At 49.2% G+C, this 15414-nt stretch carries 11 protein-coding genes and 4 tRNA genes; all 15 read left to right on the top strand.

From position 1 onward, the window contains the following. The first annotated feature begins 81 nt into the window (after window positions 1-81). The 15 genes from ppdK (at window position 82) to DESRU_RS05995 (ending at window position 15406) form a co-directional block, all read left to right on the top strand. The gene (gene ppdK, locus DESRU_RS05920) at window positions 82-2739 is read left to right on the top strand and encodes a pyruvate, phosphate dikinase (protein WP_013841209.1); all 2658 of its coding nucleotides are present in this window, start codon (window positions 82-84) and stop codon (window positions 2737-2739) included. 323 nt (window positions 2740-3062) lie between these two features. Further along, window positions 3063-3347, top strand: a complete 285-nt coding sequence (locus DESRU_RS05925; protein WP_333542392.1) for a type II toxin-antitoxin system prevent-host-death family antitoxin — start codon at window positions 3063-3065, stop codon at window positions 3345-3347. Further along, window positions 3331-3648, top strand: coding sequence for a type II toxin-antitoxin system RelE/ParE family toxin (locus tag DESRU_RS05930; protein ID WP_013841211.1), 318 nt, complete (start codon window positions 3331-3333; stop codon window positions 3646-3648). Before DESRU_RS05925 ends, DESRU_RS05930 begins: the two co-directional genes overlap by 17 nt. Window positions 3649-3985: 337 nt before the next feature. Continuing rightward, the gene (gene thpR, locus DESRU_RS05940) at window positions 3986-4576 is read left to right on the top strand and encodes an RNA 2',3'-cyclic phosphodiesterase (protein ID WP_013841213.1); all 591 of its coding nucleotides are present in this window, start codon (window positions 3986-3988) and stop codon (window positions 4574-4576) included. A gap of 42 nt (window positions 4577-4618) precedes the next feature. Continuing rightward, on the top strand, window positions 4619-5227 hold the full coding sequence (locus DESRU_RS05945) for a flavodoxin family protein (protein WP_013841214.1): 609 nt from the start codon (window positions 4619-4621) through the stop codon (window positions 5225-5227). Between the two features lie 5 nt (window positions 5228-5232). Beyond that, window positions 5233-6237 carry a deoxyguanosinetriphosphate triphosphohydrolase gene (locus tag DESRU_RS05950; protein ID WP_013841215.1) on the top strand — a complete coding sequence of 335 codons (1005 nt, stop codon included), beginning with the start codon at window positions 5233-5235 and terminating at the stop codon, window positions 6235-6237. Between the two features lie 203 nt (window positions 6238-6440). Further along, window positions 6441-8264: a DNA primase gene (dnaG, locus tag DESRU_RS05955; protein WP_013841216.1), complete on the top strand. Its 1824-nt coding sequence runs from the start codon at window positions 6441-6443 to the stop codon at window positions 8262-8264. Then, window positions 8261-9361: an RNA polymerase sigma factor RpoD gene (gene rpoD, locus DESRU_RS05960; protein WP_013841217.1), complete on the top strand. Its 1101-nt coding sequence runs from the start codon at window positions 8261-8263 to the stop codon at window positions 9359-9361. Before dnaG ends, rpoD begins: the two co-directional genes overlap by 4 nt. Before the next feature lie 113 nt (window positions 9362-9474). After that, a tRNA-Asn gene (locus tag DESRU_RS05965) sits at window positions 9475-9549 on the top strand. A gap of 10 nt (window positions 9550-9559) precedes the next feature. Then, window positions 9560-9634 (top strand) — tRNA-Ile (locus tag DESRU_RS05970). Window positions 9635-9683: 49 nt separating this feature from the next. After that, window positions 9684-9759: transfer RNA gene (locus DESRU_RS05975), tRNA-Glu, on the top strand. A 4-nt stretch (window positions 9760-9763) separates the two neighbouring features. After that, window positions 9764-9839, top strand: a tRNA-Val gene (locus DESRU_RS05980). 287 nt (window positions 9840-10126) lie between these two features. After that, entirely contained in the window at window positions 10127-11206 is a 1080-nt protein-coding gene (gene cmr1, locus DESRU_RS05985; RefSeq protein WP_013841218.1) for a type III-B CRISPR module RAMP protein Cmr1, read from the top strand. A 1-nt stretch (window position 11207) separates the two neighbouring features. After that, window positions 11208-12566: a hypothetical protein gene (locus tag DESRU_RS05990; protein WP_013841219.1), complete on the top strand. Its 1359-nt coding sequence runs from the start codon at window positions 11208-11210 to the stop codon at window positions 12564-12566. Then, window positions 12563-15406, top strand: coding sequence for a CRISPR-associated protein Csx11 (locus tag DESRU_RS05995; protein WP_013841220.1), 2844 nt, complete (start codon window positions 12563-12565; stop codon window positions 15404-15406). Before DESRU_RS05990 ends, DESRU_RS05995 begins: the two co-directional genes overlap by 4 nt. Window positions 15407-15414: the final 8 nt, after the last annotated feature.

Below are 15414 nucleotides of genomic sequence, written 5' to 3' on the forward strand. Positions count from 1 at the left end.
TCTTAAACTAACCGGGCTCTTGTTTCACATCGCCCTTTTTTGGCCGGAGTCCGTTTCAAGTTAGAATAGGAGGGAATTCAATTGTCGTCCAAAAAATATGTTTATACTTTCTCCGAGGGAAGGGCGGAAATGAAAGGTCTTCTGGGGGGGAAAGGAGCCAACCTGGCGGAGATGACCAATATCGGGCTGCCGGTACCGCCCGGTTTTACCATTACCACAGAGGCCTGCAAAGAATTTTATAAAGCCGGCCGCAAGTTTCCCGAGGGCATGGAGTCGGAAGTCCAGGAAAAGGTAGACTGGCTGGAACAGATTCTGGATAAAAAGTTTGGCGACCCCAACGGGCCCCTGCTGGTATCCGTGCGTTCCGGGGCGGTTATTTCCATGCCGGGGATGATGGATACCGTTTTAAATCTGGGTTTAAACGATCAGACGGTGATCGGTCTGGCCGCCAGCAGCGGCAATCCCCGCTGGGCCTATGACTGCTACCGGCGTTTTATTCAAATGTTTGGTAATGTGGTGCTGGATGTGGAGCACCACCGGTTTGAAGGGGTCTTAGAGGATCAAAAACATAAACGCGGGGTGCAGTACGACAATCAATTAACTGCCGAAGACTGGCAGGAAGTGATTGATCAGTATAAGGCCATCGTACGCAGGGAAACCGGTAAGGAATTCCCTCAAGATCCTGTGCAGCAGCTTTATCAGGCTATTTTTGCCGTGTTTAACTCCTGGGAAAATGACCGGGCCATTGTTTACCGTAAAATTCATAAAATTTCCGACGACTTAGGCACCGCCGTGAATGTTCAGGCCATGGTTTTCGGCAATATGGGCGACGACTGCGGTACCGGCGTGGCCTTTACCCGCAACCCGTCCACCGGTGAAAGCATTCTTTATGGCGAGTATTTAACCAATGCCCAGGGAGAAGATGTGGTGGCGGGGATCCGCACCCCCCAGCCCATTGCCAAACTGGCGGAAGAAATGCCCGATGTATACCAGCAGTTTACCCGGACCTGCACCCTGCTGGAAAATCATTATAAAGATATGCAGGACATTGAATTTACTATTGAACGAAACAAACTGTGGATGCTGCAGACCCGCAACGGTAAACGGACCGCCCAGGCAGCCATCCGCATTGCGGTAGAAATGGTGGAAGAAGGACTGATTGATAAAGAAAAAGCCATTGGGCGGATTGATCCCGCACAATTGGACCAACTGCTGCACCGCCGCATTGATCCCGGCGTAAAGCTGGATGTTATCGCCAAGGGGCTGCCCGCTTCGCCGGGTTCCGCCTTCGGCGCGGTGGTCTTCAGCGCCGATCTGGCGGAGAAATTGGGCGAACAGGGGCAAAAGGTGATCCTGGTAGGGACGGAAACCACCCCGGACGATATTCACGGTATGGTGGCGGCCCAGGGCATTCTGACGTCCCGGGGCGGCATGACCAGCCATGCCGCCGTGGTGGCCAGGGGCATGGGGAAACCCTGCGTCTGTGGCTGCGAAGCCATTAAAATTGATTACGAGAATGAACAATTCCTGGTAGGCAATCAGGGGATCAAGGCCGGAGAAGTGATTTCCATTGACGGATCCACCGGGCAGGTTATGCTGGGCGAGGTGTCCATGATTGAGCCGGAGTTATCGAAGGAATTTCTGCAGCTATTGGAGTGGGCCGACGAAATCCGCACGCTGGATGTCCGGGCCAATGCCGATACACCGGAGGATGCGGCCAGGGCCAGAGAATTTGGTGCCGGGGGGATTGGTTTGACCCGCACCGAGCATATGTTTATGGCTCAGGACCGCTTACCCATTGTTCAGGAAATGATTCTTGCCGCCGATCTGGAGGAGAGAGCGGAGGCTTTGGCCAAGCTTCTACCTATGCAGGAAGAAGATTTTTACGGAATTTTAAAGGCCATGGAAAGCCTGCCGGTATGCATCCGGCTGTTGGATCCGCCTCTGCATGAATTTTTACCCAATGCCGAGGAACTGTCGGTGGAAATTGCCCGGCTGAAGCTTACCAACGGCGATGCCGGAGAATTGAAAGCCAAAGAGGAGCTATTACGGAAAGTCCGTTCCCTGTCGGAATTCAATCCCATGCTGGGCCACCGGGGCTGCCGGTTGGGCATTACCTGGCCGGAGGTTTACGCCATGCAGGCCCGGGCCGTCTTCCAGGCCACTGCTCGCCTGGTGAGCGAAGGATACCGGGTGGAGCCGGAGGTGGAAATCCCGCTGGTGATTGAAGTGAAAGAGCTGGCTTACCTGCGTCAACTGGTGGAGCAAGTGGCGGAAGAGGTAAAAGAAGCCACCGGAGTGGATTTCCATTACACGGTAGGCACCATGATCGAGGTTCCCCGAGCGGCTCTGTTGGCGGATGAGATTGCTTCCCAGGCCGAGTTCTTTTCCTTTGGCACCAACGACTTAACTCAGACCACCCTGGGTTTTTCCAGGGATGATGCCGAGGGTAAATTTATGCACCACTATCTGGACAAAAAAATCCTTGCGGAAAATCCCTTTGTGGTGTTGGACCGCAAGGGTGTGGGTAAGCTCATGCAATGGACCGTTGAAAACGTCCGCCGGGTAAAACCAAACCTGCTGATCGGCATTTGCGGGGAGCATGGCGGAGAGCCTAGTTCCATTGAGTTTTGCCACCTGATCGGGCTGGATTATGTAAGTTGTTCACCCTACCGGGTTCCCATCGCCCGGCTGGCTGCGGCTCAGGCCGCTGTTAACAACAAGGGCCAATCGAAGTAAGGCTTGAAATGATATAGATAAAGCTCTCAAAACTGGGATACGTACAAAAATTAGGAGTGTCTGGTTCTAGGTAATGTTACCCGCCGATAAAGGTATTGAAAAAGCATCTTTATCGGCGGTTTTTATGTTCTATAAAAGGATAGGACAAAACCGCTTTGTTAACGGCTATTTGAGACGAAGTGGGGTAAATAAAAGGATTTAGTGCTGATAGAACTCCCGGTGTATAGGGGATAGCAGCATATTATAGACAAATCGATTCGGCGGTAGTATAATAAGCATACAATAAGGGTATATTATTGCTACCGAGAAAGGTGATTTGTATGATGAATATTAAGCCGTCCGCAGCAATCCGCAAAAATTATAATGAGATCTCCGAATTGTGCAAGCGGTCAGGAGAACCGGTTTATCTTACGAAAAACGGAGAAGGGGATCTTGTGGTCATGGATATAGAAACTTTTGCAAGAAGGGAAAGTATGCTTCGGCTAAGAGAAAATCTGGTTGCTGCAGAAGAAGGCAGGTTGAATGGAAAACCAGGTTATTCCATTGACGAGGTCTCTGCTATGATGAAAGCAGCAGTCCGAGAGGTGCTGGATGGACAGCGAAAATAAACGGTACACCGTAGTTGTTTCCGATGAGGCCAAGCAAATGCTGGTATCACACGTACAGTTTCTGGCACAGGTTAGTGAGCATGCAGCTATGCGGTTAATTGAAGACTTTCAGGTAAGGGCAAAGTCATTGGAACAGTTCCCGGAAAGAAATCCATGGCTGGTTGACCGGCTGATTCCGTCAGGGAAATACCGAAAACTCTTATTGGAGAAAAGGTATTTATTGGTCTATCAGATCAAGGAAAGCACCGTATATGTGGACGCGGTTGTCGATACGCGCCAAGATTATGGCTGGTTATTGTAGGCTGGATAAACAAATTGACATTAAAAACGAAGGTCGCCCATAAGATTACAAGAAGTGTTCCATAATAGTCAAAAATGGTGATTGGTCTATTTTGATAGCAGTTTACCAGGCCAAGATCAAGAACGGGTAAGGATAAAAGTGATAAAACAGGGCAATATTCTAGCTGCCCTGTTTTTTTGCGTCAAGGAACAAAATGACGCGAAAAAGCAGGTGGAAAGGGGAAAAATCCATTTACTCCAGGCACAAGGGGTAAATCTTACAAAAACAGACCTTTACAAAAAAGGAATTTTCATTTTTGCCGTCGAATAATTTCTATCCATAAGTAAAGGAGAAAACCGTGAAAAAACTCAGGCTGTTTATAGCCATTGGGTTACCGGACCCGTTGAAACAAAAATTAGCCGAGATCCAAAGAAGTTTACCCGGAGCCCATGTAAAATGGGTAGTCCCGGAGAACTTTCATCTTACCCTGAAGTTTCTGGGAGATACTCCGGTCTCACAATGCCCTTCCTTGGTAGAAGGGATGAGACAAGCAGCGGAGGGGACTGCCGCCTTTGATCTGACTCTGAAGGGTGTGGGTACCTTTCCCCGACAGGGTAGGCCCAAGGTCCTCTGGGCCGGAATTCACGGCCCGGTGGAAAAACTGCTGGGGCTGCAGGGCGACCTGGAGCAAGGGCTGGAAAATCTGGGTTTCACCCGGGAAAAACGTCCCTTTTCTCCCCATTTAACCTTGGGCAGAACCAAAGAGTTTGGTTCTACAGAGGCATTACAGCAGCAAATCTTTCAACTGAAACAAACCCTGTTCGGCAGTTGGTCGGTTGCTTCGATTCAACTGATGCAAAGTGAACTCAGGCCTTCCGGACCGGTCTATACCCTTTGGGATGAGGTCTTTCTGGCAAAGGCCGGTCTAAAGAAAGGATCCTTGACATAAAGTTTTATAACTCTTGCTGAAACTTTTTTGAGGAGGATCATCATGTTAATTGTTGGTTTAAACGGAAGCCCCAACGCCGATGGCAATACCGCCTTTCTATTGAAGGAAGCCCTGAGGGCGGCGGAAGAATTGGGAGCAGAAACCAAGCTGGTTCAGGTTGCTGAAATTGTAATAACCGCCGATCCATTATTCTGTGATGCCTGTACCACTCCTTGTGCCGGGGTTTGCTATGAAGGAACCCCTTTGCAGGAGCTCTTTACGCTCCTGCAAAGTGCGGACGGCATTATCATGGGGAGCCCGGTTTATTTTGGAACGGTGGCCTCTCCCTTAAAACTTCTCTGGGATAAAAGCCGTGCCCTGCGCAAAGAAAAAGCGCTGGTGGATGTGGTGGGAGCCGCTGTAGCCGTGGGAACTTCTCGTTTTGGAGGACAGGAAAGCACCGTCCGGGCCCTGCAGGAGATCATGCTGGTTCACGGCATGACGGTTGTGGGTGACGGTTCTTACCATACCGATCCGGGACATCAGGGAGTCTGCGTTCAGAAACCGGCCGCGAAGGACCCCGAAGGAGCCAAACGCTGTCGTATTTTAGGGAGCCGGGTCCTGGAAGTGTCCCAGGCCACATTGCCCTTGAGGGAACGAAAAAGAGGTTGACCTAAATGAAAGACATCCGACTGCAGACGGAGGAACTGGAACAGCAAATACTCTCTCCCTTTGCCTGCCAAAGCAGGGAAAGCAGGGGCAGAGAGCGACCGGAGGAACCTTGCCCGGTTCGTACGGTATTCCAGCGGGACCGTGACAGGATTATCCACTCCAAGGCTTTCCGGCGTTTAAAATTAAAAACCCAGGTATTTATTATCCCCGAAGGGGATCATTACCGCACCCGCCTGACCCATACCCTGGAAGTGGCCCAGATTGCCAGAACCTGCGCCAAAGCCCTTCGTCTAAATGAAGATTTAACCGAGGCCATTGCTCTGGGCCATGATTTGGGACATACTCCCTTTGGGCATGCGGGCGAGCAGGTGCTGAACCGGGTTTTTGCACCGGGATTCCGGCATAATGAACAGAGCCTCCGGGTGGTGGAGCGGCTGGAAGGCGGCCATGGGTTAAACCTGACCAAAGAGGTCCGGGACGGCATTTTAAATCATACCGGACCCATGAAGCCTTTAACCCTGGAAGGGCAGGTGGTGAAAATTGCCGACCGCATTGCCTACATTAATCACGACATTGATGACGCCCTACGGGCGGGAGTGATCCAACAGGCGCAACTGCCGCCGGACTGCCTGGAGGTTTTGGGCCTTCGCCACAGTCAAAGAATCAACACCATGGTGTTGGATTTAATTCGTTCCAGCCAGGACCAAGGGGAAATTAAGATGAGCCCGGAAGTTCGAGGAGCGGTAGATAAACTACGAACCTTTATGTTTGAAAATGTATATATTGGTTCCGAAGCTAAAATGGAAGAAAACAAAGCGCGTTATATTGTGGAAAGTCTCTTTGCTTATTTCTGTAAACAACCGGCAGCTCTTCCCCGGGATCTTTTAATTAGGACAAATTCTGAGGAGATACCCAGGGTGGTGGTGGATTACATTGCCGGAATGACCGACCGGTTTGCTGTAGCGCTTTATAAAAAATTGTTTATTCCCGAGGGATTTCCCCTGGATTAAATCCCGATGAGATATAGAGATTGCAAATATTGGTAATAATAAAGTTGTTGTGAAGAGAAAAATTGTCGAAGTGTTGCAGGAAATATTCCAGTGACAGCGAATAGTCTTTAAACTGTAGCCCAATTCCGAGATATTCCATTAGCAGGAAATACATCCCGGGATGTAGAATTTTATTTTTATTTGCTACATCTGAGGGTGAGTTTATGAGTTCATTGATCTCGGAAGATATTATTGAAGACATCAAACAAAAATCGGATATTGTCGAAGTAATTTCGCAATATCTCTCTTCGGAGAGGCGTGGCAAAAACTTTGTGGCTCGATGCCCCTTTCACCAGGAAAAAACGCCTTCCTTCAACATTAATCCCGAAAAACAAATATTTCATTGTTTTGGGTGTGGTGTTGGCGGTAACGTTTTTAAATTTATTATGATGGTGGAAGGTCTTTCTTTCCCTGAAGCGGTTCGCTTTCTGGGAGCGAAAGCCGGGGTAATGATCCCGGAAGAGCGTTCCCCAAGGGACCTGGCCCGTCAGAACAAAAAAAACCGGGCCCTGGAAATTTATGGCCTGGTGAGAGATGTCTTTCGTTTTTGGCTGTCAAAGGAGGTTGGCCTGAGTGCTGTTCAGTATTTGGAGAAACGCAACCTTTCTCAGGAAGTCAGGGAAACCTTTCAGCTAGGCTACTCCTTGCCAGGCTGGGATCATCTGGTCCGCTTTTTAAACTCAAAGGACATCTCCAGTGAGGAATTAGCCAAATTGGGGCTGATCCAGGCCAAGGAGACTGGAAGGTACTTTGACCGGTTTAGGGACAGGATTATGTTTCCCATTTGGGATACCCAGGGCAGAGTGGTAGGCTTTGGCGGAAGAACTCTGGGAGACGATACCCCCAAATATCTCAACTCCCCTGAAGGCGAATATTTTAATAAAGGTCAATTATTATACGGGCTGCACATCGCCCGGCGGGGAATTCGTGAACAAGGGTTCGCCGTCTTAATGGAAGGTTACCTCGATGTTGTTTCCACTTATCAACATGGGGTAACCAATGCCGTTGCCTCACTGGGAACAGCCTTTACCCGGGAACAGGGTAAGCTGTTAATGAACTACACCCATCAAGCGGTTGTTGCCTATGATGCCGATGAAGCGGGGATCAAGGCAGCCATAAGAGCATCGGAAATACTGCAGGAACTGGGCTGCCAGGTCCGCATCGCCAGTATACCGGAATATAAGGACCCCGACGAGTTTATTCAGCGTCATGGCTTGGCGGGTTGGTCTAAAATCATTGATGCCGCTCTTCCTCTGGTTCATTTCAAGTTAACGCAGGCTGTGAAGAAGGTGGGCCTGAAAAACAGCACGGCAAAAAGAAGTATTCTACAGGAGGTGCTACCCAACTTGGCTGCAGTGGCCAGTCCATTGGAATTGGAAGAGGCGGTTCGTTATACGGCCACGGTTTTGCAATTAAATTGGGAGACCGTGCTGGCCGAAATAAAGGCTTACAAGGCAAATAACAGAAAAAAATACCAAAATCGGCATAATACTGCAGAAAATAGCCATAATATAGCAAGTAATTCCCATCACAGAATGCAACAAACCCCCCAGGATGCCAGGACTGCGGCGGAAGCAGGTTTGTTACGGCTGGCTCTGGAAGACAAAACCTGGCTGGATCGCATGGTTGCTGAATTGGGCAAAGATTTTTTTCAAAATCCGGTTTATCAGGAAATTTTCAATAGAATCCTCAACCAAAATTTAGGACAGGATCTTTTAAATCGGATGGATCAATTAGAGGAATCTCAGCAGAGGGTTCTAAGTAAATTATTAGTACAGGAAATACCCAGAGATGATCTGGTTCAAATATTCAGTGATTTTGTTTTAACCATAAAAAAATCCAGTCAAAAAGCAAGGCTGGAGGACTTACTGGTGCAATTGGCCACGGCGGAAAGGCTTGGCGATACCGAGAAAGTCCTTTTCCTAAGGCGGCAAGTTAATTTAACCATCATGAAATCCGAGGGGCCCGAAAGGGGAGTGGCAACGTGAGGGACGAAGTGAAAGTTGAACTGGTTAAAGAACTAATAGAAAAAAGCAAAAAACGCGGCGTCTTATCTTATAATGAAATCATGGACGGTCTGCAGGGTGCCGATTTAACAGCGGATCAGATTGATGACATATACGAAAAAATTGCCAGTATGGGTATTGAAGTCGTCCCGGAAGTTACGGATCTGGAGCCACTGGAAGTAGACGACGCTGCCGACGGTCCCGCTGAAGAAGTAGAGGTAGAGGTTGACTTAAGCATTCCCGAGGGCATTGGCATTGATGACCCGGTGAGAATGTACCTCAAAGAAATTGGACGTGTACCGCTGCTGTCCCCGGAAGAGGAAGTGGAACTGGCCGAACGGATGGAAGCGGGAGATGAAGAAGCTAAACGCCGTCTGGCCGAGGCCAACCTTCGCCTGGTGGTCAGCATTGCCAAACGCTATGTGGGCAGAGGCATGCTTTTCCTGGATTTAATTCAGGAAGGCAACCTGGGCTTGATCAAAGCGGTAGAGAAATTTGATTACCGCAAGGGCTTTAAGTTCAGCACCTACGCTACCTGGTGGATCCGCCAGGCCATCACCAGGGCCATCGCGGATCAGGCGCGCACCATACGGATTCCGGTACACATGGTGGAAACCATTAATAAGCTGATTCGGGTTTCCCGACAGTTGCTTCAAGAACTGGGCCGGGAGCCCAGTCCCGAAGAAATTGCCAAGGAAATGGAAATTTCCGGGGAAAAAGTACGGGAAATTATGAAAATTGCCCAGGAACCGGTATCCCTGGAAACACCCATTGGTGAGGAAGAAGACTCACATCTGGGAGATTTCATTGAAGACGCGGACGCCAGAGCTCCTGCTGAAGAAGCATCTTTTACCCTACTCAGGGAACAATTGGATGAGGTATTAAAGACTTTAACCGACCGGGAGCAAAAGGTACTGCGCCTGCGTTTTGGACTGGACGACGGCCGTGCCCGGACCCTGGAAGAAGTGGGTCAAAAATTTGGCGTCACCAGGGAACGGATCCGCCAGATCGAAGCCAAAACCCTGCGCAAGCTGAGACATCCCAGCCGCAGTAAAAAACTCAAGGATTATCTTGATTAATTCAAACCGGATTAAAAGGCGGGTAGAAAACTGTAAAAAGTTTAGGAACTACCCGCAAGAAGATATTGACCTGATCCGGTTATTTTAGTATAATAACTCTCGCATGGTAATGCTCCTCGATAGCTCAATGGTAGAGCAACCGGCTGTTAACCGGTAGGTTGTAGGTTCGAATCCTACTCGGGGAGCCAAAATTATCAAGGGCCTATAGCTCAATGGTAGAGCATCCGGCTCATAACCGGCTGGTTCCAGGTTCGAATCCTGGTGGGCCCACCAGTTTGGAGTTCCGGGACCTTTCAAATTGCTTATTGGATTTTTAAGATACGGCCCCTTGGTCAAGCGGCCTAAGACACCGCCCTTTCACGGCGGTAACACGGGTTCGAATCCCGTAGGGGTCACCATTCCGGGCGATTAGCTCAGCTGGGAGAGCGCCTGCCTTACAAGCAGGATGTCGGCGGTTCGATCCCGTCATCGCCCACCAGACAAGCCTCACCAAATCAGGTGAGGTTTTTTTATTGAGTAAAACAGGGCCTTTGAGGCCCTGTTTTACTTTCTGATTCGGCAATTTAAGACAAAGTTAGTCATAATAAAACATATTTTTTTATTATTCAAAATTAACATAAAATTATGGTTGGTATTTATTGTTATAGTGTGTCATGATTAGTATAATAGCTATATTAAACAATGAAATATCTGCAAAGATCGGCAAGAGATTTAGAATATTATCGTTCCGCTTGAACGCTATCATGGAACATAGAAAAGGAAGAGGTGGGTAATCTGGACATTAAGACATTAACACCTTTATGGACCGGTGGGGTCGGAGGAAAAGTGGACCGTATCCATGAAACGGGTCTTTTGGGCAGCATGCGTTGGTGGTATGAAGCGTTGGTGCGGGGGCTGGGCGGTGAGGTTCACGGTGGTCCCGGATTGGATTATTGTAATTTTAAAGCAGATCAATATAGAAATTTTGAGATAGAGAATGAAACCGAATATTTAAGGGCGGCCGGCTTGTGCGACGTATGCCAGATATTTGGGGCAACGGGATGGAAGCGGCGCTTTTATTTGTCCATAGTAGAAAAGGATATTAAAAACGAAAAAATTCAACATCCGATCAAAGCTATCCAAAGGAAATATACAAATGATGAAGGAAAAGAGCGGATCCCTACTTGGTACTTTCCAGAATCCGACTTAAAAGGAGCTCCACCTAATACGCCTAAAACCGGAACTTTTGAGATGCAGATACAAAGCCGGGATCATAGATTTTCGCCGGATATTATTGGCGGACTGATTCAGTTTATAGCCGACTGGGGGGCACTGGGAGCCAGAAGCCAAATGGGGTTTGGAATTATTGAGCCGGTGAACGGTCCCTTTGACACCCGACCGTTATACCGGAGGCTTGTTGCCGCTTCCGGCAGTCGAAGCTATGCCGGATATCCTTCCTTAAAAAATATCTTTTGGACTTGTATCAGGACGAAGAAAACCGGAAAAGAGGAAACTTTCAATTTGAAATATGATTTGCGGCGGTTATTCTCCGATGATCCAAAAGTACGTCATTTTGTCATGGGGACTTCACTTAAAAGCGGAGAGCGAATGGCGTCCAAGGTGAAAATATCCCGTCCCTACGGCGACGGGCGAATACGCATTTGGGGCTGGATTCCGGAAAAAGCGAATTGCTATGGGAAAGCATGGGACCGGAACAGGATTGTTGAAAGAATCTATCGTTATTTAACTGAAAAATATAACCTGGAGTTTTGGCGGGAGATGGACAATTCACGGGATTCCGTTACGCCGAATACCGGTGATGCCCGACGATTTTTGCAGAGCCTGCTGGGCATTAAGGAGGGATAACATGCCGCTGGATTATTATGCTTTTCAAAAGACCGGAATAACCGAAAATGCTATGGGGTTCCGGGAACCACATCTGGCCTATTTATACGAAGCGTTGGATCATAATGAGAATGGCTCTGTACGCAAAAAATGGCAGAAAAGCTTAAAGGTCGAAATGAACCCCTGGCAGGAAAAGCATTACGATTTTTGTAAAATACCCGATGCATTCAGCTTTGTTCCGGATATATCCGCAATTCAGCAAATGCCTTGGTTTAGCTTCCTGCTTCAAATACCTTTTAAGCTGCGGAAGCCTTATCTTAGCAAAAATGAGGAAGCTTTTTACCTTTTAGAAAACCCGCTGCGGCGGGAAAAAATATTTAAGACGCCCATGGAGGCTGCCTCCGGCTGGAAGGGCGCACTGCGGGCGGCGATGCTGCAGCAGCTGGCCCGGTGGTGGACGGGGCTGGAAACATTGGAAAAGGCGGAACGTGTCAACCGTAAAAAATTTGTTTCCCGACGCTTACAACTGATAAGGCTGTTCGGTACGGAACGAGGTTTTTATGAAAAGGACAACCGGTATCTGGATAAGCTGGGAGGGAAGCTCCAAACCTGCTGGTTTCAACGATGCTTAAGATTTTCCATGACCGACAGCGGCTTTATTGCCGGTAGGCTCCACTTTTTCCCGACTTTCTTTCAGGAAGTGGGACTGGAAGTGATCAATCCTCATGATTCTAAAACCGGAACAGGAAGCGAAAAAGGGCCGATTTTACTGGAGTGTGTGCCCCAAAAGGCCGAGGGAGTATTTACCCTTTTATATGTGCCCGTGGGTTCCTTTGATACAAACTGCAGGAAAGAAGTAGCCCGGGATTTGGAATTCTTAGCAGACGGGATAAAAGCCATGCTGACCCAATATGGTTTTGGCGCTAAAACCGGCAGCGGCTTCGGGATTGCGGAAGAACGCTTGAATGGAGAAGGCAGGCTGACCCTTAAATGGGACTGGCCGAACAAAGCGATTGAAGAGGAAGGAACAACGGGACCGGCTCCGGGCCTGCCCCGTTATCTGGAGGCACCTAACCGGTTGATTGAAGAACTACACTGCCCCGATAACAGCTTAAAGGAAGAAGCGGCGTACCGGCAGTGGTTGGAAGACCGGGGCCGTACATATAATAAGGAGAAAAAACAGCTCTATAGCAAGGCGAAAGCCTGGTGGGAAAGGGAAGGGGGATTGCTTCCGGAAGCAGCCTCCCGGGACGGAGAAAAGGGAAGGCCTTCTCAAAACCAGCTGCCGGTGGCAACGGAGGTTACTTTTAACACATTGGAAAATCTCCGCAGTCAGGCCCGAAAGATTGCCGACCGCCTGAAGGAGGGAGGGACCGTATGAACAACCTGATTATCCTGGAAGAAAACCGTGCGTCTTTATTGCTGGCGGAAGCCGTAGGCTGGCTGCATGACTATTTTAAATGTTCTGAGGAGTTTTTGCAGGAGCAATTTTCTAACAGCAAAGAGAATAATGAAAGGGAAAAACTTTTAAAGACAAGCTTGGTGGTAGAAATTATTAATAAAAATGAAAAAGATTTAGGTGAAATACAGCTTTCTTTTCCTATAGGGGAAAAATTGACCGCTCCCATCCCGAAGCTTTTGCATGCTAGTTTCTATAGGAGCGCCTTAGGTGAAAAATGGGAAAAGGATGGCTTACTAGGCTACCTCTCCCGCTGTCATCGTACATCCCATTTCGACAAACAAAGACGGAATGGGGGGAAGCAATCTTACCCGGGAACTAAGATTAGTACGCCCTTCGGCTCTGAAAAAGATGTCCCGAATTGTTTGACTGAAAGACTAAGGGCGCTGCCCTGGAATGACCTGCTGGATTATAATCCTGAAAAACGGAAAAAACTGCGTGAGAAACTGGAAGCGCTATTTTCTGAGGCATTGGCCGATACCCGCCGACCTATTAATGAGGTGGATCTGTGGAGCTGGGGGTTGCTGGTAGGCTCGTTGTATAAAGCCGCTTTGGCCGGAGCACTGCTTACGGAAGATGTCAAAAAGCAGGATGAACTTACATGGCGGCTGCTGGGGGTCCGGTTCAAAGGCCTGGACTATATCTCGGAGGTATCCCGCATTCCCGATCTGCTGGCCCGGCAAAATTTGTTGCGGCATGGCCTGGACAGGGTGCGTGAGCTGCTGGAGGTTACCTATCCGCTGGGGAGTGAAGTCTACCGGGACGAAAACGGCAGTGTTTATGTGGTGCCGGATCTGGAGGACTTGCTGCAAAGGACGGACGGAAACGGTAAAAGTCTGGAAACTTTGATAAAGGAAACATTTCAGAAGGATCCTGGGGAACAGAATGTTAAACTCCAAGTTGAGGGTGAGATTCAGCCCCATATTAAATTGGAAGAAAAGTCTTGGCATGGACAAGACCCTAAAGACTGGAGGAAATATCAGTTACCTGAAATTGGAAAGTTTCTTTCCGCTGTGCCTATATCACAGGCGGATCCCAATAAAATAAGGCATTTTTGGCAGCAGCACACTGCGGATGTTTGCGCCGTATGCGGTTTGAGGCCCCAAGGGCCGGGAAGAAAATCCACGCAGCGTTCGGTATGTGATGTTTGTGAAAAGCGGCGTTCGGACCGTTCCAAGAATTGGGCGGAAAATTTGCAAGAAACCATCTGGACGGAAGAAGTGGCCGATGTAAACGGCCGTGTAGCCCTGGTGGTAGGACAGTTTGAGCTAACCCACTGGCTGGACGGCGTATTTTTAAGTTCCCTTTTTGTCATTGAACCCGATCCCGGCAAACAGGAACAACAAGAAGTCAGCAAAACGCCTTCTTTCAGCCGCCTGCGGCGTATTTGGGAAACAACACGCCGGTTCTGGCAGGAAGTGCGGGATGAAGTTCTGGAAACCTCTTGTACCAAGCAGCCGCGGCTTAAAATTTACCTCAGCGCGGAACCCAAGCTGGGGGACTACCATGTCTATGATTTGGTTCTGGGCTCCGTGGACCTGGACGTGGTTTGGATACCGTCGGATAAAGGGACGGGCTGTCTTCTCAGCGCTGCCAATCTGGAGTATATTGCCCGTCGGTTGGGAGCGAAAGAAACGGAAAACCACCTGCCGGAAAAGGCCGCGGACTATATAAAAAAATGCCTTGAGCAGTTGTACGCCGGCCAACCGGTGCTGCGGAACCCCGAAGGCCGAACCGATCGAAAAAGCCCAAACCTTTTGGAGGGTATAACCATTACCCGTATAGACTATGAGGAGACCCCCTATGCGCCTGTTATCCCTTTGCTGGCGGAGCCCCGTGCTTTTATGATGCTTGTGCCGGCCTGCAGCAGTCTTCGGATTATAGAGAAAATTAAAGAAAAATATGAGCGGGAAATGGGCAAAGTAAAGGATCGCCTGCCCCTGAGTTTGGGCCTTGTCCATGCCGGGCGTCGTATACCGGTCCGTTCCCTGCTGGAAGCGGGACGGGCCCTGCTGGATAAATCCGTTTCTTTCGAGATTTGGCGGGTTGGAAAAGATCAAAACGGCAAGTCCGAAATCGGAGCTTCCATGGAAGGCCGGTCCCTCCTGATTTTGGAGCAGGATCGACCTCCTTTCAGACGTCATTTTCCCTTTAATATGAAAGACAAAAATCCCAAGGACCCCTGGTATCCGTATCTCTTCCTGGCGCAAAAGCGGACTGGAAAAAACGGGGAGGCCGTGAAAAGGAGGGAAGCGGAAGCGACGCTGCCGCTGGGGAAAAATCAAACAAGGCCCAACCGGGTTGTTCACGCAGCGAATGTGGAAGAAGGCGATCAGATTTATTTTTATCCGTCCACCTTTGACTTTGAATTTTTGGATACCAATGGCCGCCGTTTTGAAATTTACTATGATCAGGAGGGGCGTCGTCCCCGCCGCACCCGGCCTTTCTATTTAGAGGGTCTGGACTGTTTCAAAACCATATGGAACTGCCTGCAGCACCTGTCCAAAACTCAGCGCCATCAGTTGATCCGCACCATTGAATGCGTCCGGGAAGACTGGTATGGGCAGGATGCCGGGGGGGTGTCCTACGTTGATGAAGTATTTTCCCGTTTTGTTGCCGACACCTTGGCCGGAGCAGCCTGGCCCCGGGGGAAAAAATGGGAGGAGATTCCCGAAAGGATACAAAGAAAATTGGTTAAGGCCGGGGTATGGGGTGAACTGGCTGATCTGGCCGAACTGCATATGGAGATTTTGAAACAATAAAGGAGGCG

Origin of the sequence: Desulforamulus ruminis DSM 2154, assembly GCF_000215085.1 — a bacterium.
Lineage (GTDB): Bacteria > Bacillota > Desulfotomaculia > Desulfotomaculales > Desulfotomaculaceae > Desulfotomaculum > Desulfotomaculum ruminis.